We start from the raw sequence: 23,935 nt of genomic DNA, 5'->3' as shown, positions 1-23,935 counted from the left end.
AGGGTCCTTCCCTGGAGCGGACGTCGGCCTGTCTGGCTCGGCGACCGGTTGTGCTGTCCGGATTTGGTCCTCTTTGTATGGACCGTGCCGGGGCGGTTGTCCGCCAAAGCGGCGGAAGACATAACTGGTGATGACGATTCCGGAACCGAGGCACTGAATTGCGGTGTCATCGGCTCGATCACGCCGGTTCCGGAGCCGTGCTCAGCACTGCTCAGCGCATAGCGCCCAATGCATCGCACAAAGCAGTTTGGGAGGCTCCCGGAAGAATGGTTGTCCCGGACGGGGACGTGAAGCACCTCGCCATGGTGGGGTCGGGTGCAGACTTGAGGTTAACACTACCGGATCCAACAAACATTCCCCCTCTCCAAATCCGGCAACCGTGCGCGCTTAATTGACCCCGACGGGTGCGAGCGGAAGCACGCACGCCCCCTGGGCGTCGAGGTCCAGCCGGTTGGCGGCCCAGCCCTGACCTGCGAGATCGGCGACTTTGTCGGCCGACGCCGGGTCCGCCAGGGCGAGGACTGTGGGGCCCGCGCCGGAGATCACCGCGGGGATGCCGTCGGCACGCAGCCGCTCCACGAGGGCCGCACTCTCGGGCATCGCCGGGGCGCGGTATTCCTGGTGCAGCCGGTCCTCGGTGGCGGGCAGCAGAAGCTCGGGGCGCCGGGTCAGGGCCTCGACGAGCAGTGCGGCGCGGCCCGCGTTGGCGGCGGCGTCGACATGCGGCACGGTGCGCGGCAGCAGTCCGCGCGCGGTCTCGGTGAGAACCGGTTTCCCCGGTACGAAAACCACCGGAACGATGGAATCGGCGGGATCCATCCTGATCGCCCGCGCAGCGCCGGCCTCCATCCAGGAGAGCGTGAAACCGCCGAGCAGACAGGCCGCGACATTGTCGGGGTGTCCCTCGATCTCGGTGGCGAGCTCCAGGAGCGCGGTGTCGTCGAGCTTGGTGTCCCCGCCTATGGTCACGGCGCGCGCGGCGACGATTCCGGCGCAGATGGCGGCCGACGAGGAGCCGAGGCCCCGTCCGTGCGGGATGCGGTTGGCGCAGACGATCTCGAGGCCGCGCGGCTGTCCGCCCAGCAGGTCGAAGGCGGTGCGCAGGGAGCGTACGAGGAGATGACTCTCGTCGCGGGGCAGCGTTTCACTGCCCTCACCTGCGATGTCGATGTGCAGCCCGGAGTCGGCCACCCGGACGACCACGTCGTCGTACAGCCCCAGTGACAGGCCGAAGGCGTCGAAGCCCGGCCCGAGATTGGCGCTGGTGGCGGGGACGCGCACCCGGACGGCGGCGGCGCGGAACGCTGGACCGGCCATCGCTCGAAGACTCTCCTTGAGCTGCGTGATGTACGAGATTTTCGATGAACTGCGATGAACTTCGATGAACTCGATGAGATGAACTGCGATGCGTACGAAGACCCGGAGGCCGTAATGACGGCGCGGCACCGCGGCATATGCGGCGGGCGGGTTCGGTACAGCCTATCGAAGGAAGGTTCTGTGGCGACATAGGGCGCACAGGAGGCGCACGATGCGTGTCGTAAGCCCCCCGTGCACCCCCTGTCGGGTTGCCGTAGGGGTGGGCCCCGCGTCAGGCGGTTTCCGTCGGCTTCGGGCGCTTTTCGCCGTCGGCTCCTGGCGCTTTCCGCCTGCCTGTGACCATGTCCGGCTGCCTCTGGCGGATTCCCGCCAGGCGGCTTTCCGCCAGGGCCGGGCCGCGTGTGGTCCGGCCCTGGCGGATTTCCAACAGCTTTCCGACGGCTTTACGCCAGACCGAGCCGCTCCGCCGCCGTCGCCGCGTCCACGGGGACCGTGACGGGCTGCGGGGCGCCCGCGACGGCCCAGTCGGGATCCTTGAGGCCATTGCCGGTCACCGTGCAGACGATCGTCTGGCCCGGGTCGACCTTGCCCTGCTCGGCGGCCTTGAGGAGACCGGCGACGGAAGCGGCGGAGGCGGGCTCGACGAAGACACCCTCCTGCGCGGCCAACAGCCGGTAGGCGCGCAGGATCTCACGGTCCGTCACCTCATCGATGAGACCGCCCGACTCGTCCCGCGCGGCCAGCGCGAACTTCCACGAGGCCGGGTTGCCGATGCGGATCGCGGTGGCGATGGTCGACGGGTCCTTGACGACCTCGCCGCGCACGATGGGCGCGGAACCGGAGGCCTGGAAGCCCCACATGCGCGGGGTCCGCGTGGCGATGCCGTCGGCGGCGTACTCCGTGTAGCCCTTCCAGTACGCGGTGATGTTGCCCGCGTTGCCCACCGGCAGGACGTGGATGTCGGGCGCGTCGCCGAGCATGTCCACGATCTCGAACGCGGCGGTCTTCTGGCCCTCGATGCGTACCGGGTTGACCGAATTGACCAGCGCCACCGGGTAGTTGTCGGACAGCGCGCGCGCCAGCGTCAGACAGTCGTCGAAATTGCCGTCGACCTGGAGGATCTTCGCGCCGTGGATGAGCGCCTGGCCCATCTTGCCGAGCGCGATCTTGCCCTGCGGGACGAGCACGGCCGAAACCATGCCGGCCCGCACCGCGTACGCGGCGGCGGAGGCGGACGTATTGCCGGTGGAGGCGCAGATGACCGCCTTCGCGCCCTCCTCCTTGGCCTTGCTGATGGCCATGGTCATACCGCGGTCCTTGAAGGACCCGGTGGGGTTCGCGCCCTCCACCTTGAGGTGGACCTCGCAGCCCGTGCGCTCGGAGAGCACCTGCGCGGGCACGAGCGGCGTACCGCCCTCGCGGAGCGTCACGACCGGCGTGCTGTCGGATACCGGCAGCCGGTCCCGGTACTCCTCGATGATTCCGCGCCACTGGTGGGTCATTGCTGGTTACTCTCCTTCAACCCGCATGATGCTGGCGACACCCCGCACGGTGTCGAGGCTGCGCAGCGCCTCGACGGTCCCGTTCAGGGACGCGTCGGACGCTCGATGGGTGACGACGACGAGAGAGGCCTCGCCGGCCTTCCCCTGCTGACGAACCGTATCGATGGACACGCCGTGCTCGGCGAAGACGGCGGCCACCTGGGCGAGAACACCCGGTTTGTCCGCCACATCGAGGCTGATGTGGTAGCGCGTGACGACCTCGCCCATGGACGAGACGGGCAGGGCGGCGTACGCCGACTCGCCGGGCCCGGTCGTGCCACTGAGCTTGTTGCGGCAGACGGCCACGAGGTCGCCGAGGACGGCGGAGGCGGTGGGAGCGCCGCCGGCGCCCGGCCCGTAGAACATGAGCTGCCCGGAGGCATCCGACTCGACGAACACGGCGTTGTACGCGCCGCGCACGGAGGCGAGCGGGTGGCTCAGCGGAATCATGGCCGGGTGCACGCGCGCGGTGACCGAGCCCCCGTCCGCGGCCCGCTCACAGATGGCGAGCAGCTTGATGGTGCAGCCCATCTCCTTCGCCGAGGCGAAGTCGGCGGAGGTGACCTCGGTCATGCCCTCGCGGTACACGTCGTCGAGGCGCACGCGCGTGTGGAAGGCGATTCCGGCGAGGATCGCGGCCTTGGCGGCGGCGTCGAAGCCTTCGACGTCGGCGGTCGGGTCGGCCTCCGCGTACCCCAGGGCGGTGGCCTCGTCGAGGGCCTCCTGATACCCGGCGCCGGTGGAGTCCATCTTGTCGAGGATGAAGTTGGTCGTCCCGTTGACGATGCCCATCACCCGGTTGATCTTGTCGCCGGCGAGGGACTCGCGCAGCGGCCGGATCAGCGGGATGGCACCGGCGACGGCGGCCTCGTAATAGAGGTCCTTGCCGTGCTCCTCGGCGGCGGCGTGCAGGGCCGCGCCGTCCTGGGCGAGGAGCGCCTTGTTGGCGGAGACGACGGAGGCGCCGTGCTCGAAGGCGGTGGTGATGAGCGTACGGGCGGGCTCGATGCCGCCGATGACCTCGACGACCACGTCGATGTCGCCGCGTTTGACGAGCGCGGTGGCGTCGGTGGTGACGAGGTCGGCCGGGATGCCCTCGCGGACCTTGGAGGGCCGCCGGACGGCGACACCGGCCAGCTCGACCGGGGCGCCGATCCTGGCCGCGAGATCGTCGGCGTGCGTCGTCATGATGCGCGCCACCTCTGAGCCGACAACCCCACAGCCCAGCAGCGCCACCTTCAGCGGACGCGTACGCATCATCCGACCTCGTTTCCTCATACCGTCTTCGGTTGGACCAGTCTCACTCACCGGACGGGAGTTTCTATCCTTCGTCCGGATCGTGAGACATCTATTTCATTATTCTGGTAGCCGGACGCAGGAGATCTTCCACCCGAGTCATTCCACGGCTTCCATGGCTTCCATAGGCTGGCCTATGGAATGACTCGGGGCATGGCCTATCGGTCAACCGACATCGAGACGCAGGAGGTCCTCCTCCGTCTCACGGCGGACGATCACCCGTGCCTCGCCGTCGTTCACGGCGACGACCGGCGGGCGCAGCGCGTGGTTGTAATTGCTGGCCATGGAGCGGCAGTACGCACCGGTGGCCGGGACGGCGATGAGGTCGCCCGGGGCCAGGTCGGCGGGCAGGAACGCGTCCTTGACCACGATGTCGCCGCTCTCGCAGTGCTTGCCGACGACGCGGACGAGCATGGGCTCGGCGTCGCTCGTGCGCGACACGAGAGCGACGCTGTACTCGGCGTCGTACAGCGCGGTGCGGATGTTGTCCGACATGCCTCCGTCCACGGAGACGTACGTCCGCAGCCCGTCGAGCGGCTTGATGGTGCCGACCTCGTAGAGCGTGAAGGCGGTCGGGCCGACGATGGCGCGCCCCGGCTCGACGGAAATACGAGGCGTCCGCAGCTTGGCGGCCTCGCACTCACGCGTCACGATCTCGCCCAGCGCCTTGGCGATCTCGTGCGGCTCACGAGGATCGTCCTCACTGGTGTACGCGATGCCGAGACCGCCACCGAGGTCGATCTCGGGCAGCTCGACACCGTGCTCGTCACGAACGGCGGCGAGCAGCGACACAACGCGCCGGGCGGCGACTTCAAAGCCCGCCATGTCGAAGATCTGCGACCCGATGTGGCTGTGAATCCCGACGAGTTCGAGCCCGTCGAGGGCGAGCGCCCGCCGCACGGCCTCGGCGGCCTGTCCGTCGGCGAGGGCGATCCCGAACTTCTGGTCCTCGTGCGCGGTGGCGATGAACTCGTGGGTGTGCGCCTCGACACCGACCGTCACCCGGATCTGCACCCGCTGCCGCTTGCCGAGGGACTGCGCGATGTGGGCGACGCGCACGATCTCCTGGAAGGAGTCGAGGACGATATGCCCGACGCCGACCTCGATGGCCGTACGGATCTCGGTTTCCGACTTGTTGTTGCCGTGGAAGGCGATCCGGTCGGCGGGCATACCGGCGGACAGAGCGGTGGAGAGCTCACCACCGGAACAGACGTCCAGGTTGAGCCCTTCCTCGTGCAGCCATCGCACGATGGCCCGCGAGAGGAAGGCCTTACCGGCATAGAAGACATCGGCGTCGTGCCCGAAGGCGGTACGCCAGGCACGGGCGCGGGCCCGGAAGTCGGCCTCGTCGAGGAAGTACGCGGGAGTGCCGAACTCCTCGGCGAGCCGCGTCACTTCCATGCCCCCGACGCTGACGACTCCCTCCTCCGTACGGCTGACGGTGTGCGCCCAGACCTTCGGATCGAGGGCGTTGAGGTCGGCGGGCGGCGCGGAGTAGTGGCCCTCGTGGAGGACATCGGCGTGACGGGGCCCGGCGGGGTGTGCGGAACGGCTCATTCTTCTCTCACAGATAGTCAGGGGCACTGATGCCGAGCAGGGACAGGCCGCCGGCCAGCACCGTCCCGGCGGCTTCGGCGAGCGCGAGCCGGGCGCGGTGGGCGGCCGAGGGTTTCTCGTCACCGAGCGGCAGCACGGCGTGCTGAAAGGCGAGGAGTGCGTCGGCGGTGACGACGAGGTGCCGGGCGAGCCGGTCGGGGGTGCGGTGGCTCGCGGCGACACGGAGGGCGTGGGGGTAGTCGCCGAGGGCGGCAAGGAGATCGTGTTCCTGAGACTCAAGTTCCCGAGACTCAAGCTCCTGAGACTCATGGGATACGTGACTGGGGTCGCTGACGTATCCAAGTGCGGCGGCGTTGCGGCTGAGGGCCCGGGTGCGGGCGTGGGCGTACCGGACGCGGAAGAGAGGGTTGCTCTCGCGCTGGACGAGGTGGTCGGCGGTGATCCGGGGCCGGTCGTGGGGTGCGGGGTGGAGCAGGGCCCAGCGGGCGGCGTCGGGTCCTAGGGGCGCGGGGTCCTCCGGCGCCGGTACGGGCCGCAGATTCACCGGCTCGGCGTGCCGCACCTCGGCACGGCCGCCCTGGGTGGCGACGATCCGTACGAGGGTGTCGGCAACGACCTCGGCACGAGCGTCGTACGGCACACGCAGCTCGACGACCCGCCCGGCGAGGGTGTCACCGTGCCCGTACCGCGCGCCTTGCGTCAGGACGTGGTGCACGAGGGCGGCGGGTGCCCCGGCGCCGAGGCTGATGTTCAGGAAGCCGGGCCCGGTGATCGCGACGTCCGCGACACCGGCGGCGCCGCTGAGGTGCGGCCGCAGGATCTCGGCGACCTCCAGGGGCCCCCGCCCGGCCGGCCGCGCCAGCTGAAGGGCGATGTTCGTGGCGTAATCCCCACACCCACCCGGCCCCGGCAGCGTCACCACGGCACGCGCCGGCACAGCGACACTCAGCTCCCCCTCATCGACAGCACGACGCACCGCGCGCAGCACGGTACGGGAGAGCTCGACGGGGGTCACGGGACAAGCGTATGGGAGGAGGGGGGTGGGTAGGCGAGTCGATTTGGGGAGGGTCCGGGATGTGGACGGGGGTGGGTGGGAGCTGGGGTGGGGGTGGAGCTGGGGTGGGCGCGCGCGTGGCCGGGGGCGAGGGGGAATGGCCGGTGGGGGGGCGGACCTGCGGGCGTTGCAGGGCCGGGCTGGGTAGGGGGATGGCGGGCGGGGCCAGGCAGAGGGTTGGCGGGCGGAGTCTCGGTGAGCTTGGTACTTCTCGGTGACCGTCGTGCTTCTCGGTGACCGTCGTGCTTCTCCGTGGCTGGCGCGGCCGGGGCAGTGGCCCGGCGAGGACGGACAGTGCCGACTCGGCCGGTCAGTACCGGTCAGTGGCTGGCGCGGCCTGCGCGCTCGGTTTCCTCGACCTCGGTGGTGGCCCCGAAGGCACTCTCGAACGACGGCGAGCCACCCTCACCGCCCCCCGCATTGCCGCCACGCCCTCGCCGCTCCATCAACTGCCTGACGAGCCGCACGAGTTCGGCAGGTTCGAAGGGCTTGGCGAGAAAGGCGTCGACACCCACATCGAGCCCGCTCTCGACCTCGTGCTGAGTGCAGGCGCTCACGATGGCGAGGGGAAGATTCCGGGTCCGGGGATCGGCACGGAGCCTGGCGGCGGTCCGCAGCCCGTCCAGCCGAGGCATGACGACATCGAGCGTCACGACATCGGGCCGCACCTGATGCACGACATCCAGGCACTCGGCACCGTCGGCCGCGGTCACGACCTCGAGACCCTCCAGTTCGAGGTTGACCCTGATCAGCTGCCGGATGACCTTGTTGTCGTCCACAACAAGCACCCGACCAGACGCGCCTGGCACAACTCGAGAGTAGGTCCGTACCCACCGCCGCGTCCGGCTTTTCCCCACTTCCACCCCGTGGGGGGGCGCCCGGTCCGCCCACTACGGGTCGCCCGGTCCGCCTTGGACGGCGCGCCCTGCCCGGCCCGCGCGAGACGGCCGTTCCACCGTGTGCGGAGCGCCCGCCCGCCGTCCGGGACGGCTCCTACACACTCCCCACGACCCGCCCCTCCCGGCACCAAAACCCGTGGCAATCACCCCCGAAAGAGCTGGTAGGGTTCTACCCGTCGCCGCGAACACCGCGCCCGACACGCCCCCGTAGCTCAGGGGATAGAGCAACGGCCTCCGGAGCCGTGTGCGCAGGTTCGAATCCTGCCGGGGGCACCTTGCAAGAGGTGCCCAAAGACCCCGCCATCAGCGCTTTAGCTGAGGACGGGGTCTTCGCGTATGTGCAGGCAGATGCCACCGAAAGCAGCCGTTTGCCAGTGATCACGTAATGACGACGTAATGATCTTGGCGAGCCTTCCGGCAGGTCAACGGCCGGTTGGCGACCCTTTGAGCTTAACTTTCCGACACACCTCCGACACGACGAAAGCCCCGGACCACTCCGGGGCTCGCGTGAGGGGCGTGTGGGTTGTGTCAGTCAGTCTTCGCTGTCGCCCTCCTCCCCCAGACCTTTCAAGATCCGGTCGTTCATCTCCTGCTCCTGGCCGTCGATGCACTTGGCGTAGATCTTCAGCAGGACGTCGACCGAGTGACCGGCACGGGCCGCTACCTCCGGGGCGGGTACACCGGAGTTGAGCCACTGAGACACGCCCGCGTGACGGAGGTCGTACGGACGGAAGGCCAGCACTGACGACACCTGGTGCGGGACGAGCGCCAGTTCCCGAGCCTGTTTCCACGCCCGGGAGTACGACGAGGCCGCGATCACATTGCCCCGCTCGCTGGAGAAGAGCCGGCCGTCCTCCGCCGTACCGAATTCCTTCAGGTGTTCGCGGAGCAGCCGCACCAACGGGGGCGGAATCGGCACGATGCGCACCTCGCCCTGTGCCCGCTGCTTCAGGCCGCGCCGATCGTGCGCTTCCCCGGAATCCGTCCACGCCTTCCCAGCCGTGGGCCGCGTCTCCGCCAGCTCGATACGTCCCCAGCCCGACGCCGGAAACGTGCAGTCGGAGCGGCGGAGCCCGAGTGCCTCCCCCGGACGCATGGCCGCGTAGTACAGACACCCGAAGAACGCCCGCAGCCGCCGGCCGCTCGCACGGTCGTAGCCACCCACGTAGGTGAGCGCGGTCAGTAGCTCCCGAGCCTGCCGAGGATTGACTACCACCCGGCGGTCAACCTCCTGCACCGCACGCTTGCCCCGCTTGCGGCGCACCCGGCTAAGCGGGTTGGACGTCAGGTATTCCAACTCCACTGCAAATTCCAGCGCGTTGAAGACCACCGCCCGCCGACGCCGGTACGTCTGGGTGGCTGCAGGCTTGCCGTCCAGCCTCCGCCCCAACCCGTCAATCAGCCCATGAACACGGGCGATCTCTTGCAACTCCCCCACAGGGAGCGAGGCCTTGTCGATCCACCGTACGGCCGCCGCGATCTCTCCGCGGTTGGCGCGGTGTAGACGTACCGCAGCTCCTTCGCGATGAGTGCCCAGTGCTTGGTGGAGGCGTACTTGAGGCTGTGGCGGACCATATGGACCACGCACAGCTGCACGTCCACGAGCGGCCAGATGTTCTGGATCGAGTCCGGCAGCCCCTTCAGCCCGTCGCAGCAGGCGATCAGCACGTCCTGCACGCCGCGGTTCTTCAGCTCGGCCAGCCAGGTCATCCACGCCTTGGCGCCCTCGCCGCCGGTGCCCACCCACATGCCCAGCACGTCGCGTTCGCCGTCGAGGCTGATGCCGATGGCCACGTAGACGGGCCGGTTGGCGACCGCTCCATCCCGGATCTTGATGACGATCGCGTCGATCATGATCACCGCGTAGGTGCGGTCCAGCGGACGGTTGCGCCAGGCGTCCAGTTCGCCGGCGACCTTGTCGGTGGCCCGGGAGATCAGGTCGCGGGAGACCTCCACGTCGTAGATCTCCGCCAGGTGGGCCTGGATCTCCCCGGTGGTCAGACCCTTCGCGTACAGCGACAGGATCGCCGCGTCGAAGCCCTTGATCCGACGCGAGTGTTTGGGCACCACCTGCGGCGTGAACGAACCGGCCCGGTCGCGCGGTACCTCGATGTCGACCGGCCCGACGTCGGTCAGCACCGTCTTCTTCGACGTGCCGTTGCGTGAATTGCCCGAGCCCGCACCGGCCTTGTCGCCCTTCTCGTAGCCCAGGTGCTCGGTCAGCTCCGCCTCCAGGGCACCCTCCAGGACCAGTTTGACCAGACCCGACAGCAGGCCGCCCTCGCCGACCAGGTTCACACCCTCCCGGCGGGCCCGTTCGATCAACTGCTCGGCCAGGTCCCGGTCCAGCTGGGCCGCTCGCGCCAACTCCGCACCCGTTCTCACGCTGTTCGCGACGCTCTCGCGCGGGCCATCGTCCTTGATCGCCATGGTGGATCCTTCCCGGCAGAGGCCACACCTCATGCCAGACGGGCCACACCAGGACTTACACGAAATTCAGGACAGTCCCGTGGGGGGCCCGCGGCACGGGGCGATCTCGCGGCCGATGCTTCTGGGTCGCCTTTGGGCCGTGTGAGTAACGCCGTTAGGGGAGTGCCTGTTCGGTCCAGATGGTTTTGCCATCGGCTGTGTAACGGGTGCCCCAGACGTGGGCGAGTTGGGCGATGATGAACAGACCGCGGCCGCCTTCGTCGATGGTGCGAGCGTGTCGCAGGTGTGGGGCGGCGGGGCTGGTGTCGCGGACCTCGCAGGTGAGGGTGCGATCGTTGATCAGGCGCAGTTCCAGGGGCGGACTTCCGTAGCGGACCACGTTGGTGACCAGTTCACTAACGATGAGTCCGGTGTTGTAGGCCGCGTCCTCGTCGACGTTCCATGCCCTCAGCTGGGCGCGGGCGAGGCGGCGGGCTGTGGCGGGGGCCGTGGGGTCGTCGTCGAGTTGCCAGGTGGCGACGCGGTCGGCCGGGAAGGGCCGGGTGCGTGCGAGGAGCAGTACGGAGTCCCTCCCGGCATCATGCGTGTACCGGAGCTCGTCGCACAGGTCGTGGATGGGACGTTCGCCTTGAGCCAGCGCGCGCTGGAGCGGGCCGGAGCCGTCGGAGGCGTCCGTGACTGGGATCGGGGGGCTGGAAAAGGCCAGGACGCTGCCTTCCAGGATCTTGACTGTGGCGGTGGCGAACGGGATGTCCTCGGCACCTCCCAGCTGTGGCCCCGTCGGCATGTCGGGAAGCGCTACGGTGCCGTCGGGGTAGGCGATGACAGGGCCCGGGTGGCCGGCCGTGGCGACCGTGCACGTCTCCGTCAGCGGGTCGTAGACGGCGTAGACGCAGCTGGCGGTGAGCGCCTCGCGGTACAGGGGGTCCCTGGGAGGCAGGGAGGCGCGTTCTTCCGCGAGGAGCGTCGCGGTGTCGTTCAGCCGGGCAAGTAGTTCGTCGGGTTCCAAGCCGGACTCGGCGAGGGAGCGGATGACGGTGCGCAGCTGTCCCATGGTCGCGGTGGCGTTGATGCCCTCCCCGCTGACTTTTCCGACGACCAGGGCGGTGCGGGCGCTGGACAGGGAAATGGTGTCGTACCAGCCTCCTCCCCGGTCGTCTGTCGCGCGCATGAAGGCGGTTTCCAGGGCGGTGTGCGAGACAGGGCGGCGCGGAAGCAGCCCGCGCTGAAGGGTCGTGGCGATGGTGTGCTCTCGCGCGTAGCGGCGGGCGTTCTCGATGCACAGGGCCGTGTGGTTGGCCGCCGCGAGCACGACCTCGACGTCCCCCTCGTCGTACGGATCCGACTTCCCGGTGCGATAGAGGCTGACCAGGCCGAGCACGGTGCCCTGCAGCGTCAGCGGCGCCGCAAGAAGCGAATGGGCGCCGGACGCGTGGATCGCGTCCGCGCGGGCCGGGTCGGTCGCCAGCCAGGGCAAACCCGGATGCAGGGTGACCACCCGAGGGCGCAGATCCGACAGTGCCTGCGTGTATGGGGTCGGCGCCGGCAGGCTGCGCACGTCCCCCGGCTGATACGCCTGCGGTGGATCGCCGTCGGCGCTGCTACGGAAGGCGACCCGGCGCAGCGGCACGTGAGCCGGCAGCGGAGCGAGCGGGGGCTCATCGCCCCGCGCCATCGAATCCACCACCTCCACGACCGCGATGTCCGCGAACCCCGGCACCAGGGTGTCAGCGAGGTCCCCGCAGGTCACCAACGCGTCGAGGGTCCGGCCCACCCGCTCGCGCACCGCACCGATTACGGCCGCATGAGCACGTGCCTTTTCACGATCCGTGACTTCGACGCCCATCAGGGCAACACCGAGCACCTGCCCGCGCGGATCGTGCAGACGGAATGCAGAAACCTCGTAGGCACGCTCGCGCCCTGGATCGGTGGGGGGGCGTCCCCGCACGACGTGCCCCATTACGGGGACACCGCTGTCCAGCACCCTGCGGACGAGCAGGGCGAGCTCCTCGGGTTCCGCGGCCCCCCGGGCGGAATCGGGGAAGCGGCGCCCGACGAGGTCCTCCACTGCCACGCCGTGCTTGGAGGCTGCGGCCGAGTCGGCCCGCACCACCCGCAGATCGGTGTCCAGCAGGCGCAATCCCAGGGGCGACTGGGTGAACAGAGCGTCGAGCATCGCCACGTCCGCATCACTCAAACGCCTAGCCGCGTCACCTTGAGTCATGGAAATCACCTCCGCCAATTAGCGGGCTTCCTCCACCCAGGATGGGAGTGACGGCGACAATGCACTACTCACGACCACAGCCCAGGCGACAAGATCGCGCTTGCCATAAGTGCGCGTGGACGCCGGGGACCGCAGCGCTGACGGCAACGAACATGTGGCCGACGCCTGATCGCGGACAACTCCGCAGCGCTACACCACGTCGCGGGACGCCACCTGCGCGCTAGCTTGGTCAGCGAAGCCGCAGGTCACCAACAGGACGCCCCACCCTCTCTCCTAAAGCGGTGTTGGGGGTGACCAACTCGCCCCCGCTCGGGGCGCTCGACGAGGCGGGGGCCTGGTGTTTGAATCGAACATGTGACCGAGTTGCCGCCTGTCCCTGCGCGCCTGCGTGTGATCTTGGCGCACCTCGAAGCGCAGCTCGCCGACGAAGAGACCGTCGTCACGTACCTGCGGCTCCAGCGGGACGCTGTACGCCAAGCCCTCGCGGTGGCTGAGGGCCGGCAGGAATCGGCGCGGCCTCCGCAGTCTCCACGCCGTCGGCCGCCCGAGTTGCGCCCCGTGCTTGGCCCGGCGCCGGCCAGGTGCGAGCGTCAGTCGTCCGGCTTCATGGTCGAGCAGCGGCGCACGCCCACCGCTCCGCAGGAGGCTTGCTTCCACATCGACGACTGCACGATGACCAGCAACAACACGCATCCCATCTCGGCGCAGGATGCTCGGATGGCGCTCACGGACGCGCGCTTGGAGGCGTGCGCGTTCTGCCGACCGGACACCGAGCTAGGGATCCTCGACTGAGCCCCCGCACGAGCGAGTGCGGGGGCTCGATCCATATGCGGATAACCCAGAGCACACTGGGAGTATGTCCGGACAAGCGCCCGTGATCGTTCACCCGCCGCAGCCGGACGGCGGACGGCGGGTGACGATCCGCGATGAGTACGTCGGCACGGCGTACCACCTGCTCGACGTGGTGGAGTTCCTACGCCTCGCAGGCCTGCCCGAGGCTGATACGAAGATCGACGACCCGGAGCTGCTCGAATGGCGCGGCGGGGGACCGACCCACTGGGCTCCGGAGGCGCGCGGCTGAGGTTGTGCGGTTGGGTATGCGTGAGCCCCCGCACGAGCGTGTGCGGGGGCTTCGCTGTGCCCCTGTACATCCCCGAACGAGCCGAGAGACCCTGGTTAGGCAGGCCCATCCGGGCTGGGGGCGGTGCCGTGCAACGCTGCTCCTGCCACGGGGTGCGCAATGCGAGTGGAATTGATCAAACGCGCCGCCGACGTGCTGTGGGACGTCCCCGACGACGCGCGCAAGGAGATCATCCTGATCATTAGCGCCACGGCCGAGGCCCCGTTCCCGCCGCCAGGGGCGAAAGCGGCAGCCTTCGGCAATCAGTGCTGGGTCGAGTACATGGCCCGGGGCAACGTGATCCAAGTGATCGACGTCGGGTGTCTCTGCTTACAGAGCTCCGCAGCGGCGCTCTGCTCGGTCCAGATGCGTCCGCACCTGGTGCAGCGGGCGACGGGTGATGCGCCGGTGCCTCCGTGGAGGTTCAGAGCCGCGGTGCGTTCGCAGAGGTGAACTCGGTCGGCGACACGCCCGCGACGCCTTCGACCTCACGGACCTCCAAACCCCCTGTCGGAGCAGACTGGATCGACGACAGCGAATTCACCGCGTATGGCCTCGATGACAAGGCGATTGCCGAGCTGCGCTGACAACGGCCTTGTGGTGGCAGCCAGCACCAACGCAGGCGTGCCAGATTCGTGCCAGATCCTGCGGGGAACCACGGGGAACACCGGACACCCGGACGGCGGCCGAGCGCACACCGGCACCACTCCCCCGCAGGTCAGCCATGCGGCCAGCTCTAGATCACCTCAGCTTCCCAAGCTGATAGCGCGCCGGAGTGCGCCCACGTGCACCAACAGGGGCTGTCTGCGCCTTGTCTGTCGGCAGGAGACCGGCCACGGTTCCTAGAAGCTTCAGGAACTGCGGGGCGAGACCCGGAGGAGGCAGCGGCGTGGCGACGTGTGGCGCACCGAACAAGTCAGGGGGGCGGTGCCGGCGGAAGGTGGTGACCGGCACGTCCCGGTGTCCGGTCCATCAAGGGCCGTGGTCCGCGTACGGCGTGGCCCAACGCAAGGAGAAGGAAGCCAAGGCGAAGAAGCGCAGGATCCGCAAGAAGCGCTAGCTACGGCTGACATCCACAGGTGACATCAACAGCACTGGACGCAGGCATCCATGGGCGGCCAGGCACGTACGGTCCGATCGCGTGAGGACCTTGTCGGGCGGCGCTCGGATCGAACTCCTAAAGCGGGTGTCGCAGGTTCGAATCCTGCCGGGGGCACAAGCGTGACCAGGGGAAACGCCCCGGGCCAGGATGGTCCGGGGCGTTTTGACGGCAACGACCCACAGGTGGCAAGCAGGCGACCGCTACGCGATACGGGTTGACTGACACCCGAATCCTTCGGCATCACAACACGCTTCGGCCGATGGACCACGGCTACGGCGTCCCTGACGCGCCCGAGCTCGGGTAAGCCCGCTCCCGGAGCCAATCGCAAATGATGGACACCGCCTCCCGCGGCAGGCACCGAACGCGCACAAGCAGGTCGGTTCAGCCCAGGTAGAAGTCCTTCCGGGCGGCTACGAACGCCTCGATGGACTGGGCGGGGATGCCCGTCACGCGCTCGACGCCGTTGGCAGTGCGGTTGTAACGGTTGTCCCGGTGCAGCCGGGCCATGGTGGCGACGTGCTGTTCGAGGTGCGGGGGCATCCCCAGCTTCGGGAGGTGGGCCTCCCACCGCTCCGGGGGCATGTCCACATAGGACACCGGCCTGCCCAGCGCCCGAGAGAATTCCGCGGCCAGCTCCGTCATGTCGACCGAGCGCGGCCCGGTCAGCTCGTAGACCTGCCCGATGTGGGGAGCCGGGTCGCGGAGCACAGTGGCGATGACCCGGGCGACGTCGTCCACGGCGACCGGCGAGGTGCGTCCGGTGCCGAACGGCACCGCGATCGTGCCGTTCTCCTGAATCGACCGCGCCGCCATCGTGGTGAACAGCGGAGTGTCCAGGAAAGCCGTCGGCCGGATGTGCACCACCGGCAGACCCGACCAGTCGAACACCTGCTCCGCCAGCCAGTGCAGCCGCTGTTGGTGGGACTCCTCCGTGCTGGTGGCGGTCATCTGCGACACCGTCATCTGCGACAGGTCGACCAGGGCCTCTAGCTTCCCGTACTCCTTCGCAACGGAAGCCACCACGGTCGCCGCCAGCAGATGGTCCGGCGACACGCGCATCCCGAAGTACATCCGCGCCACGCCCTGCAGCGCGGCCGCTACCGTCTCGGGCCGGGCCAGGTCACCGATGACGACCTCTGCGCCCAGTGCCCGCAGTTCAGCGGCCCGCTCGTCATCGCGGCGGACCATGAAACGCACTGGCACGTCCTGAGCACGCAGGTGCTCGAAGACCGTGCGGCCCACGCCGCCGGCACCGGGGATAAGAACAAGGTTGTTGGCAACCATCGGGCGATCTCCTTCGAAATTAATGGAAAATATCTGAGTTGAGGTGTGATCAGAGCGTCAGCCCAGCCGTCAGCAAGGCATTGGCCCCTGCGATGCCACTGTGGGTCCGTGTGGCGATTTCACACGTCGTGGCGGTCTCTTCGAGCAGCCGCAGTACCGTCTCGATGACGGCGGTTTCGGCGACGACACTGCGGGGACGTCCCTGGCAGGCGGTCGCCTCCATGTCTCGCGGGGATGGTTCGTGATCACCGTCGGGCTCAGACGGTCTGGCGCTGGGACTTAGCACCGCTGGCGGCCGCAGCGGCGTCCTTGCCAGGCAGGAAGACCAGCACGACGACCGCGCCGACCAGGGCGACGGCTGCGGACCCCATCGCGCTGATGTGCATGGCGTGGATGAAGGCGTCGTGCGCGGGCTGCACCAGTGCCCTGCCGGCCGGTCCCAGCTTCTCGGCGACGGTAAGGGTCGCCTGGACGGATTCACCTGCGGCGTGCCGGTCGGAGGTGGGCAGTACGTCCAGGTGGCCGTCGATGCCGTCGCGGTAGGTGGTGGACAGCAGCGACCCCAGCACGGCGACGCCCATGGCCCCGCCGACCTGCCGGAAGGTGTTGTTGACCGCGGATCCGGAGCCGGCCTTCTCCCGCGGCAGCGACGACATGATCATGACGGTGGCGGGCGGCATCACATGGGCCATCCCCGTGCCCATCAGGAAGAACAGCACCTCCAGCACCCAGATGGGGGTGTCCTGGCCGAGCAGCAGGAAGCCTGCGAAGGCCACGGCGGTCAGGACGAGGCCGGTGGCGCACACGGCTCGGGCGCCGAAGCGGCCCACGACCAGCCGGGCCCGCGGGGCGAAGAACATCTGGGAGGCGGCCAGCGGCAGCACGAGCAGTCCGGACTGCAGGACGCTGTAGCCGCGCACGCTCTGGTTGTAGAAGACGCTGAAGAACGTGACGCCCATGAGGGCGAAGAAGACCAGGCCGATGGCGGCCACGGACGCGGAGAACCGCCGGTTGCGGAAGTAGGTGACGTCGAGGGCCGGATGGTCGCTGCGGGCCTCGTACACCACGAAGCCGGCGAGGACCGCCAGGCCGCCGAGGATCGTCGTCCAGGACTCGGGCCGGGTGAAGTCGCCCAACTGGCCGCCCTTGATGATGCCGTAGACCAGCAGCGCCAGACCGGCGATCGACAGCAGCACGCCGAACGGGTCGAGCCTGCCGGGCCTGGGGTCCCTGGAGTCGGGGACGATCGCCACCATCGCGGCCATCGCGGCGACCACGATCGGCACGTTGACCAGGAAGACCGAGCCCCACCAGAAGTGCTCCAGCAGGACGCCGCCGGCGATCGGGCCGGCGGCGATGGCGAAACCGACCACACCGGTCCAGATGCCGATGGCCTTGGGCTGCTCGTCGCGCTCGAAGACGTTCATGATGATCGCGAGGGTGGCGGGCAGGATGAAGGCGCCGCCGAAGCCCATCACGGCGCGGAAGGCGATGAGCTGCCCGGAGGAGTCCGACAGCGCGGACAGCGCGGATCCCGCGCCGAACACCAGCATGCCGAAGAGCAGCACCTTCTTGCGGCCGAGCCGGTCACCGAGCAGGCCCGCGGTGAAGAGCAGTCCGGCGAAGACGAGTGTGTAGGAGTCGACCGCCCACTCCAGCTGGCTCTGGGTGGAGCCGAGTCCGGTGGGAGCGGGCTGGGCGATGGTCTTCATCGCCACGTTGAGTATCGAGTTGTCCAGCATCACCACCAGAAGGCTGCACGAGAGCACGGTCAGGATGGCCCAGCGCCGACGGTGGACCGCCTCGGAAACGCTTCGTCGCCGGGCAGGCGGCTCGGGTGGCGTGGACCCCGCGGGCGTCGAGGAGTCGGTGGGGGTGGGTGGTGATGCCACAGGGGTCTCCAGTGCCGTCGGTGGTTCTGCGATTGCGGGCGGAGGCTGGCGGCCTCAGACGGTGGGAGGCAGTGCAAGGCCTTGCCCGACCTGCCGAGTGATCTCATCGGCATCAAATAGATGTCGCCAGCAATTTAAACGGCGGCTAGGATAGATGGCAAGTGACATCTATTCGAGGAGAGTGATTCCGTGGGCCGCGTGTCCCAGGCGCAAGCACAGGAGAACCGGCAGCGCGTCGTAGCCACCGCCTCCCGGATGTTCCGCGAGAAAGGCACCGCGGTCAGCGTCGCCGAACTGATGAAGGCCGCCGGGCTCACCCATGGCGGGTTTCACAAGCAGTTCGCTTCCAAGGAGGATCTGGTCGACGAGGCCATCGCCCACGCCTTCGCCGAGCAGGCGGCACACTCGACGGTGGCGCTCGAGGAGCACGCCGCGGAGCACGAGGCCGCCCGGCGGACCCTGATCGAGGACTACCTCTCGGCCTGGCACCGTGATCACCCCGCGGACGGCTGCCCTGTCTCCGGATTCGCCGCCGACCTGGGGCGCGCGCCCGAGCAGGCCGCCCGCGCCCAGCACGTCTACATCAACGGGGTACGGAACCGCGCCGCTCGGCTGGCCACCGGCGACGACGACGGCATGGCCCAGCTCTGCACCATGGTCGGTGCCCTCGCCCTCGCCCGCGCCACCCGGGGCAACCCGATCTCCGAAGAACTGCTGCAGGCCGCGCGCACGGCTCTCACCAAGAGCGGCTCCGGGCAGTCCGAACCGCAGCACCGCACGGACTGACCGAGGCCGGCTGACGGTGCAGGCCGCCGCCCGGGCCCGCAAGTCGGCTTCAGGCCGAACCCTGGCAGGAGACCCGCCTTGACCACCTCGGCGCGGGGGTCGAATCCACCGAGCGAGTCAACGCAGCCACCGACGAGATGAAGAGCGACGGCAGTTTCTGACGGCAACGTCAGCACACTGACCCGGTCCTGAGCACCTCCCAGAACACTCGCCGTGCCCTGCCACGGGCTTGGCGCCCAGGCGCCCCGTTCAGCTGGCAGAACTCCTAAAGCGGGTGTCGCAGGTTCGAATCCTGCCGGGGGCAAAAGCCAAAAGGCCCCGGACCGATCATGGTCCGGGGCCTTTGACATCCACTTCGCCAACGGTGCGGACAGCCCGGACGCCGACCCATACTTCAGACTGCTGCTTCGTGTACGCCGACCTCGGCTGCCAGTACCCGCAGGTCTTCGGCGGGTGGCCGGGTCATGGTCAGCAGGTCGGACACGAGTTGCTTCACTACGGGCATGGCGCCGACGATCTCGGGCGAGAGGTTCTGTGCCGCCCGTACGGCCGTCACGGCATCGGCGATCTGCCGCCGTTGGGCGTGCGCGCGGCAAGCTTACGGGCCCCGATGTCTCGCCCCATGGCAGCTCCCGCCCTAACCGCTACACCGACCTCCTGCACGCTAGGCTCGGCAGTCGTCCACCGTCGAATCCGGGGGTATGCATGGGCCAAAAAATGCGGTTACTTGAGTGTCCACAGTGCGATGAAAAATCCCTTTTTGACGAATGGGTCATACGCCGCAACGGGTCACCAGACCAAGCTGGCCGCCCAGCTGACTTCAAGCTCTGGGGTTGCCTGGCGTGCGGACAACCCCAGCTCTGGAACGAGCCCGTAGATTCTGACAACTCGAACGAGCCTCAACGATTGTGGCCCCAGGTCACCGCACTTGCTCCGGGCATCCCAGCATCGATAGCGCGCGAGATAGTGGAAGCGCGTGCATGCTTCGATGCCAACCTGTACACGGCAGCTGCCGTCATGGTCCGCCGTACGCTGGAAGGCATGTGCATCGAGCAGGGAACGCAGAAGAAGGCCCTCTTCCAGGCACTCCAGGAACTCCGCGATAACGGGAAGATCGAGGGCCGCCTCTTCGACTGGGCACAGGCGTTGAGAGTGCTAGGCAACCAAGGCGCCCACTTCAGCGAGGAATCGGTGAGCCGGAAAGACGCAGCGGATGCGTTGTCTCTTGCCGAGGCTCTACTGAACTACATCTACGTCTTCACAGCCAAGTACGAGGAATTTCAGAACCGTAGGCAGGCGTCAGCAAACTGAGTTCTGACATCCACAGTTGACATCAACGACGCCAGACAGAGGCGTACATCAGCGTCTCTGTCCGGCTGCCGCGCCAGTCGACGGCAGTAGCCGGAGCAGACTCGGATCGAACTCCTAAAGCGGGTGTCGCAGGTTCGAATCCTGCCGGGGGCACACGACAGTTCGTGCAGGTCACGGGCTAGATCATGAGACTGGCCCCGGGGCTGACCCCCGGGGCCAGTACACATTTAGTACACCTGGATTTGGTCACCCGACGGGCGCGATTACCGCTCTCAGCTTTATCAGAGCGGCAGAACGGCCCGCGTCGAGCACATCGGCCACCTCGTCCAATCGGTCCGGCCACAAATGCCGTACACGTCCAACGTCATGGCCGCAGATTTGTGGCCCAACATCAACTGGACGACCTTGACGTCCGCACCCGCGCTGATCGCCAGCGAGGCGGCCGTGTGACGCAATTTGTGTGATGTGAGGTCGAGCCCTTCCAGGCCGGCCGACTTCACCGCCTTCTCCCAGTCCCGACGCCGGAAGTTCGGGTACCGCATCGGTCCGCCCTCCGGAGCAGTGAAGAGCAGGGCGTCCCGGGGACGTCCGACAACCAGGGGCCGCAACTCCTCTGCGAACGACCGCGGGAGCGGCACAGAGCGCTTCTCGTGGTTCTTCACCGGCCCGAGTTCGAGGTGCCCGTCGATGTCCGAGTACGCCTGGAGGATGCGTATCCGTCGGTCGTCCAGCTGCGTGCGGCCGACCTTGATGGCGATGGCCTCACCCCACCGGATGCCGGTGTACCCGAGCGTCGTGACGAACGTCTGGTAGCGGCCTGCATGTTCGGCCAGCGTCTCCAGTTGGTCGTGGGTCAGGTAGACGTGGTTGTGCTGATCGTCGTTGCTGGGTAGATCGTGTTCGTGGTATGGACTGACTGAGATCCGGTGACTCTTGACCGCGTGCTTCATGACGCTGCTGAGCACGTAGTCGGGGACTTTGTCGCTGCCACGATCGCCGATGATGAGGCCGGGCACGCTCCTTGCAGGAGCCAGCGGTCTCAATTGCTGTCTACGTACCGTCCACCGGTCGGTGATGCCTGGTGGTGGGTTGACCGGTGACGGAGGCGATCATGTCGAAAACGCCGTCGTAGCCGGGCACGGTTAAGGGCTGTCCCGTAACGGGAGTGACTGTTGAGGTGTCAGTTCCGGGCTATGGACTGCGGGTTGACTGGGATGAATGATCTGGGCATGTCCACGGACGAGGCACTCTCCGAAACCGACCTTGATGCGATGGCCGAGCGCGCTGCAGCCGCATCGCCGGGGCCTTGGGTGCCCTGGCTGGAGACGCGCGGAGCAACAGGTGGCGAGAGCTTCATCCAGGTCGATCCTGACCACGGCGAGGAAGATGACGAGATCTATGTCAACCGGATCGTCGGCGCTCGGCAAATCCTCGGTCCGGACCAGCAGTTGGATGCGGATCTCGACTTCATCGCATGGGCGCGTCAGGACGTACCCCGCCTGATCGCTGAGGTGAGGCGGCTGCGGGCCCTGCTCGTGGAGAGAGGCTCACAGGACTGACCTGTGTCACTCGCTTGTGGTGAGATCCTCGCCGCGTGCCTCAAGTGATCACTGCAGCGGAACCGTCCTGGATAGGCCCGTTCAGTGGGCTCAGCCCGAGATCCTTCACCAAACTGGTGAACGCACTCCGGCGTGAAGGCGTCGACGATGCCCGCACGGGCCGACCCTGGGGTCTTCCTCTGGCCGACCGGGTGCTCCTGCTCGCTGCGTACTGGCGAACGAACCTGACGCTGCGGCAACTTGCACCACTATTCGGGGTTTCGAAGTCGGCAGCGGACCGGATCATTGCCCACCTTGGGCCACTCCTCGCAATGCGGCCGCGCCAGCGGTTCCGGAAGAACACCGTGCTGATCGTGGACGGCACCCTGGTGCCCACCCGCGACCACACAGTGGCGGAGCAGTCGAAGAACTATCGCTATTCCACGGCCCATCAGGTCGTCATCGACGCTGACACCCGCCTGGTCGTCGTGGTCGGCCGGCCCCTGCCGGGCAACCGCCACGACTCCCGCGGCTGGGAGGAATCCGGCGCCAAGGCCGCCGTCGGCAACACCATGACCATCGCCGACGGCGGCTATCAAGGGACCGGCCTGCTCATTCCACACCGGCGCCGCAAAGGCGAGGAACTCCAGACATGGAAGGAGGAGCACAACCGATCGCACAAGCAGGTCAGGGCCCGTGTCGAGCACACCTTCGCCCGCATGAAGAGCTGGAAGATCCTCCGCGACTGCCGCCTCAAAGGAGACGGCGTCCATCACGCCATGCTCGGCATCGCCCGCCTGCACAACCTGGCCCTCGCCGGATAGGCGAGCAAGCCCCCTGCAGACGACCTTGCCTTTCCCTACTCCAAGATCGTTACGGGACAAGCCTTAGGTTCTGTCCGACGTGTGAACGACGGCGATATCCTCCAGGGGTCGTGTCGTTGTAATTCACCATCCCCTGGGCCTCGGCTCAGCGGTCGACTGCTCAGGTTGAGCCCGCGGGACGGGCGTCGATCGCAAAGCTGTGCGAGGCGCTTCTGTGGCGCTTGAGACGCAGGGACTCAGCGGCGGCACGAAAGGCCGTCGTCTAGCCTCGGGCCATGAACCGTCCCGCCGTGCCACGTCCGCTGACCGAGGCCGAGGTGATCGAAGCCGAGGCCGAACTTGGAGTCACCTTCCCCAGCGAGTATCGCCACTACTTGCTGCAGGTGAGTTCGGGCGGGGCGGTCGAACAGCTTGAGAAGACGGAGAACGGCTGGTGGTGGGCGGGTAACAGCACGAAGCGACGTGACCTCCTGCCCCTGCCCTTCCCCCACCCCGACACCTACGAGGATGCCGACGACGAGTTCTATCGGCGCCTGCCTCGGGCTGAGGACTACGCAGATGAGGACGCGTTCTCGGAGTCCATGAATGGCTGGAACACCGAGTATTGGGACTTCAACGAGCGGAAGACAGCGGGGTCTTTCGTCGCGAAGGAGCACGGTTGCGGATTCGCCACGCTTTTGGTGATCACGGGCCCGTTCGCCGGGACGCTTTGGTGGGACGGACGGGCGACAAGCGACCTGATCATCCCGCTGTCCCTCGACCATGCCGGCGGCGCCCGGCCTGTGACCTTCGGCGAATGGCTCGGTCGTGACTCCTGGGACCTGCTTCCGCCCGGCTGGGGACGAGCCTGACGTCATCGGGACGGCAGGGGAAGATGAGCCGTGATCCGAGGAAGCGGCTTAGCTTTTCGCCGGCTTCTCACCGAGGTTCTTGGGTCGCTTGTTCGGCCGGTAGCTGGGTCCGTTCATCGCGCGCTTGCGTCGCTGGTTCCGGTCTTGCGCGAAACAGGGGGAGTACTGCGTGTTTGTGGTGAGAACGTCCGGCCGAAGCGCGGCAGTCGACGACGACCGCCATGAGTTCAAACTCCTGGGCAGGAGACAGTCCAGCGGGCTGGACCTCGCACGCCCGGCCACCACGGGCGTCCGATCCCGCGCGGTTCTGGAACTGCAACAGAACTATGGCCGTCTGCAGTTCAGGGCTCTGGTGGGTGGCGAGTTCGTGCCGGGAGAGGGCGACCGGATTGCCTGGCGGGTCAGGTGCTGGGAGACGGCCCGGCCTACTCCACAGCAGGGGCTGCTGCCCGGTGCGCTGCTGCCGGGCCTGCCCGCAAGGCTGGATCACGCTGCGGCGATGGGCCTGTGGGCAAACCTCAACGCCGGGGCCCTACCAGCCGGCCAGCTGGTGATCGACCGGGCGGGCTACAACCAGGAGTCCTCCCCCGCATTGTTCACAACGGCCGTCAAACTCCTGGTACACGTCCTGCTGGCGGGCGTCTTCGGATCGCCCGCGGAGCCGGTCATCAGATCCTGGGTGGCCACTGGCCGAATCCCGGATGTCACTGCCCAGAGTTGATGTCGAAGCGTAGGTATGGAGAGTCCTGGCCAGTGCGAAGAACCCCAGCACCGTTCGCATCGAGGGACTGTGGCGCGGTCTGCGGGCCGTGCCACTCTCGTGCCAGAACGGACGGGGACTCACGGGGAAGCGCGGTGCGCCACGGCACTCAACACCAAGCGCGCCCGAAGCCGCAAAGCCGCTGGTCG

The 23,935-nt window shown here is 67.9% G+C and carries 23 protein-coding genes, 2 tRNA genes and 1 pseudogene; 12 read left to right on the top strand and 14 right to left on the bottom strand.

Annotation, left to right across the window (positions count from 1 at the left end; translation table 11 throughout):
* Positions 1 to 387 precede the first annotated feature (387 nt).
* The 6 genes from thrB to AB5J50_RS34030 all read right to left on the bottom strand — a co-directional run bounded on the left by thrB (position 388) and on the right by AB5J50_RS34030 (position 7,622).
* A complete protein-coding gene (gene thrB, locus AB5J50_RS34055) occupies positions 388 to 1,317 on the bottom strand; it encodes a homoserine kinase (RefSeq protein WP_327431756.1) in 930 nt (309 codons plus the stop codon).
* A gap of 443 nt (positions 1,318 to 1,760) precedes the next feature.
* The gene (thrC, locus tag AB5J50_RS34050) at positions 1,761 to 2,819 is read right to left on the bottom strand and encodes a threonine synthase (RefSeq protein WP_327431755.1); all 1,059 of its coding nucleotides are present in this window, start codon (positions 2,817 to 2,819) and stop codon (positions 1,761 to 1,763) included.
* Between the two features lie 6 nt (positions 2,820 to 2,825).
* Positions 2,826 to 4,118, bottom strand: a complete 1,293-nt coding sequence (locus AB5J50_RS34045; RefSeq protein WP_369262177.1) for a homoserine dehydrogenase — start codon at positions 4,116 to 4,118, stop codon at positions 2,826 to 2,828.
* 201 nt (positions 4,119 to 4,319) lie between these two features.
* Complete coding sequence (gene lysA, locus AB5J50_RS34040) at positions 4,320 to 5,711, bottom strand: diaminopimelate decarboxylase (protein ID WP_327431753.1); 1,392 nt, start codon at positions 5,709 to 5,711, stop codon at positions 4,320 to 4,322.
* Between the two features lie 7 nt (positions 5,712 to 5,718).
* Positions 5,719 to 6,726, bottom strand: coding sequence for an ArgS-related anticodon-binding protein NrtL (nrtL, locus tag AB5J50_RS34035; protein WP_369262176.1), 1,008 nt, complete (start codon positions 6,724 to 6,726; stop codon positions 5,719 to 5,721).
* Between the two features lie 359 nt (positions 6,727 to 7,085).
* Positions 7,086 to 7,622, bottom strand: a complete 537-nt coding sequence (locus AB5J50_RS34030) for a response regulator (RefSeq protein ID WP_369262175.1) — start codon at positions 7,620 to 7,622, stop codon at positions 7,086 to 7,088.
* A gap of 243 nt (positions 7,623 to 7,865) precedes the next feature.
* Between AB5J50_RS34030 and AB5J50_RS34025 the strand changes: the two genes are divergently transcribed.
* A tRNA-Arg gene (locus AB5J50_RS34025) sits at positions 7,866 to 7,937 on the top strand.
* Positions 7,938 to 8,196: 259 nt separating this feature from the next.
* On the opposite strand, the pseudogene AB5J50_RS34020 reads toward AB5J50_RS34025, so the two are convergent.
* The 3 genes and pseudogenes from AB5J50_RS34020 to AB5J50_RS34010 all read right to left on the bottom strand — a co-directional run.
* Positions 8,197 to 9,147, bottom strand: a pseudogene (locus AB5J50_RS34020) (tyrosine-type recombinase/integrase); the annotation flags it as partial.
* Entirely contained in the window at positions 9,063 to 10,094 is a 1,032-nt protein-coding gene (locus tag AB5J50_RS34015) for an IS256 family transposase (RefSeq protein ID WP_369262173.1), read from the bottom strand. The pseudogene AB5J50_RS34020 and the gene AB5J50_RS34015, both read right to left, overlap by 85 nt.
* Positions 10,095 to 10,248: 154 nt before the next feature.
* A complete protein-coding gene (locus AB5J50_RS34010) occupies positions 10,249 to 12,291 on the bottom strand; it encodes a SpoIIE family protein phosphatase (RefSeq protein WP_369262171.1) in 2,043 nt (680 codons plus the stop codon).
* 381 nt (positions 12,292 to 12,672) lie between these two features.
* Here AB5J50_RS34010 and AB5J50_RS34005 point away from each other — a divergent pair, with 381 nt between their 5' ends.
* The 4 genes from AB5J50_RS34005 (at position 12,673) to AB5J50_RS33990 (ending at position 14,025) form a co-directional block, all read left to right on the top strand.
* Positions 12,673 to 13,110: a DUF6233 domain-containing protein gene (locus AB5J50_RS34005; RefSeq protein ID WP_369262169.1), complete on the top strand. Its 438-nt coding sequence runs from the start codon at positions 12,673 to 12,675 to the stop codon at positions 13,108 to 13,110.
* Positions 13,111 to 13,174: 64 nt separating this feature from the next.
* Positions 13,175 to 13,399, top strand: a complete 225-nt coding sequence (locus AB5J50_RS34000; protein WP_369262168.1) for a hypothetical protein — start codon at positions 13,175 to 13,177, stop codon at positions 13,397 to 13,399.
* A gap of 165 nt (positions 13,400 to 13,564) precedes the next feature.
* A complete protein-coding gene (locus AB5J50_RS33995; protein ID WP_369262166.1) occupies positions 13,565 to 13,891 on the top strand; it encodes a hypothetical protein in 327 nt (108 codons plus the stop codon).
* Positions 13,888 to 14,025, top strand: a complete 138-nt coding sequence (locus AB5J50_RS33990) for a hypothetical protein (RefSeq protein ID WP_369262164.1) — start codon at positions 13,888 to 13,890, stop codon at positions 14,023 to 14,025. The genes AB5J50_RS33995 and AB5J50_RS33990 overlap by 4 nt, the downstream gene beginning before the upstream one ends.
* Before the next feature lie 896 nt (positions 14,026 to 14,921).
* On the opposite strand, the gene AB5J50_RS33985 is transcribed toward AB5J50_RS33990, so the two are convergent.
* From AB5J50_RS33985 to AB5J50_RS33975, 3 genes are read right to left on the bottom strand one after another with little or no spacing between them, the layout of a single operon-like run.
* A complete protein-coding gene (locus AB5J50_RS33985; protein WP_369262162.1) occupies positions 14,922 to 15,824 on the bottom strand; it encodes an NmrA family NAD(P)-binding protein in 903 nt (300 codons plus the stop codon).
* A gap of 49 nt (positions 15,825 to 15,873) precedes the next feature.
* Positions 15,874 to 16,047, bottom strand: coding sequence for a hypothetical protein (locus AB5J50_RS33980; protein ID WP_369262161.1), 174 nt, complete (start codon positions 16,045 to 16,047; stop codon positions 15,874 to 15,876).
* A gap of 34 nt (positions 16,048 to 16,081) precedes the next feature.
* Complete coding sequence (locus tag AB5J50_RS33975; protein WP_369265590.1) at positions 16,082 to 17,593, bottom strand: MFS transporter; 1,512 nt, start codon at positions 17,591 to 17,593, stop codon at positions 16,082 to 16,084.
* Between the two features lie 312 nt (positions 17,594 to 17,905).
* Here AB5J50_RS33975 and AB5J50_RS33970 point away from each other — a divergent pair, with 312 nt between their 5' ends.
* Together AB5J50_RS33970 and AB5J50_RS33965 are read left to right on the top strand one after the other, a co-directional pair.
* Entirely contained in the window at positions 17,906 to 18,502 is a 597-nt protein-coding gene (locus tag AB5J50_RS33970; RefSeq protein WP_369262159.1) for a TetR/AcrR family transcriptional regulator, read from the top strand.
* Between the two features lie 242 nt (positions 18,503 to 18,744).
* Positions 18,745 to 18,806 (top strand) — tRNA-OTHER (locus AB5J50_RS33965).
* Between the two features lie 90 nt (positions 18,807 to 18,896).
* On the opposite strand, the gene AB5J50_RS33960 is transcribed toward AB5J50_RS33965, so the two are convergent.
* Positions 18,897 to 19,058 (bottom strand): hypothetical protein, encoded by a 162-nt coding sequence (locus tag AB5J50_RS33960; RefSeq protein WP_369262158.1) that lies wholly within the window; start codon positions 19,056 to 19,058, stop codon positions 18,897 to 18,899.
* Positions 19,059 to 19,207: 149 nt separating this feature from the next.
* On the opposite strand from AB5J50_RS33960, the gene AB5J50_RS33955 reads away from it, so the two are divergent.
* Entirely contained in the window at positions 19,208 to 19,813 is a 606-nt protein-coding gene (locus tag AB5J50_RS33955; protein WP_369262157.1) for a DUF4145 domain-containing protein, read from the top strand.
* 281 nt (positions 19,814 to 20,094) lie between these two features.
* On the opposite strand, the gene AB5J50_RS33950 is transcribed toward AB5J50_RS33955, so the two are convergent.
* Positions 20,095 to 20,829 carry a tyrosine-type recombinase/integrase gene (locus AB5J50_RS33950; protein ID WP_369262156.1) on the bottom strand — a complete coding sequence of 245 codons (735 nt, stop codon included), beginning with the start codon at positions 20,827 to 20,829 and terminating at the stop codon, positions 20,095 to 20,097.
* A 213-nt stretch (positions 20,830 to 21,042) separates the two neighbouring features.
* On the opposite strand from AB5J50_RS33950, the gene AB5J50_RS33945 reads away from it, so the two are divergent.
* The 4 genes from AB5J50_RS33945 (at position 21,043) to AB5J50_RS33930 (ending at position 23,747) form a co-directional block, all read left to right on the top strand.
* Complete coding sequence (locus AB5J50_RS33945; RefSeq protein WP_369262155.1) at positions 21,043 to 21,372, top strand: hypothetical protein; 330 nt, start codon at positions 21,043 to 21,045, stop codon at positions 21,370 to 21,372.
* 35 nt (positions 21,373 to 21,407) lie between these two features.
* Entirely contained in the window at positions 21,408 to 22,175 is a 768-nt protein-coding gene (locus AB5J50_RS33940) for a transposase (RefSeq protein ID WP_369262153.1), read from the top strand.
* Between the two features lie 275 nt (positions 22,176 to 22,450).
* On the top strand, positions 22,451 to 23,026 hold the full coding sequence (locus AB5J50_RS33935) for an SMI1/KNR4 family protein (RefSeq protein ID WP_369262151.1): 576 nt from the start codon (positions 22,451 to 22,453) through the stop codon (positions 23,024 to 23,026).
* 169 nt (positions 23,027 to 23,195) lie between these two features.
* Positions 23,196 to 23,747: a hypothetical protein gene (locus AB5J50_RS33930; RefSeq protein ID WP_369262149.1), complete on the top strand. Its 552-nt coding sequence runs from the start codon at positions 23,196 to 23,198 to the stop codon at positions 23,745 to 23,747.
* The last annotated feature ends 188 nt before the right edge of the window (positions 23,748 to 23,935 follow it).

It is taken from the genome of Streptomyces sp. R35 (assembly GCF_041053035.1).
Taxonomy (GTDB): Bacteria; Actinomycetota; Actinomycetes; order Streptomycetales; family Streptomycetaceae; genus Streptomyces; species Streptomyces lutosisoli.
The sequence above is the reverse complement of the archived record's forward strand: the minus strand, read 5'-3'. Positions and strand labels throughout refer to the sequence as shown.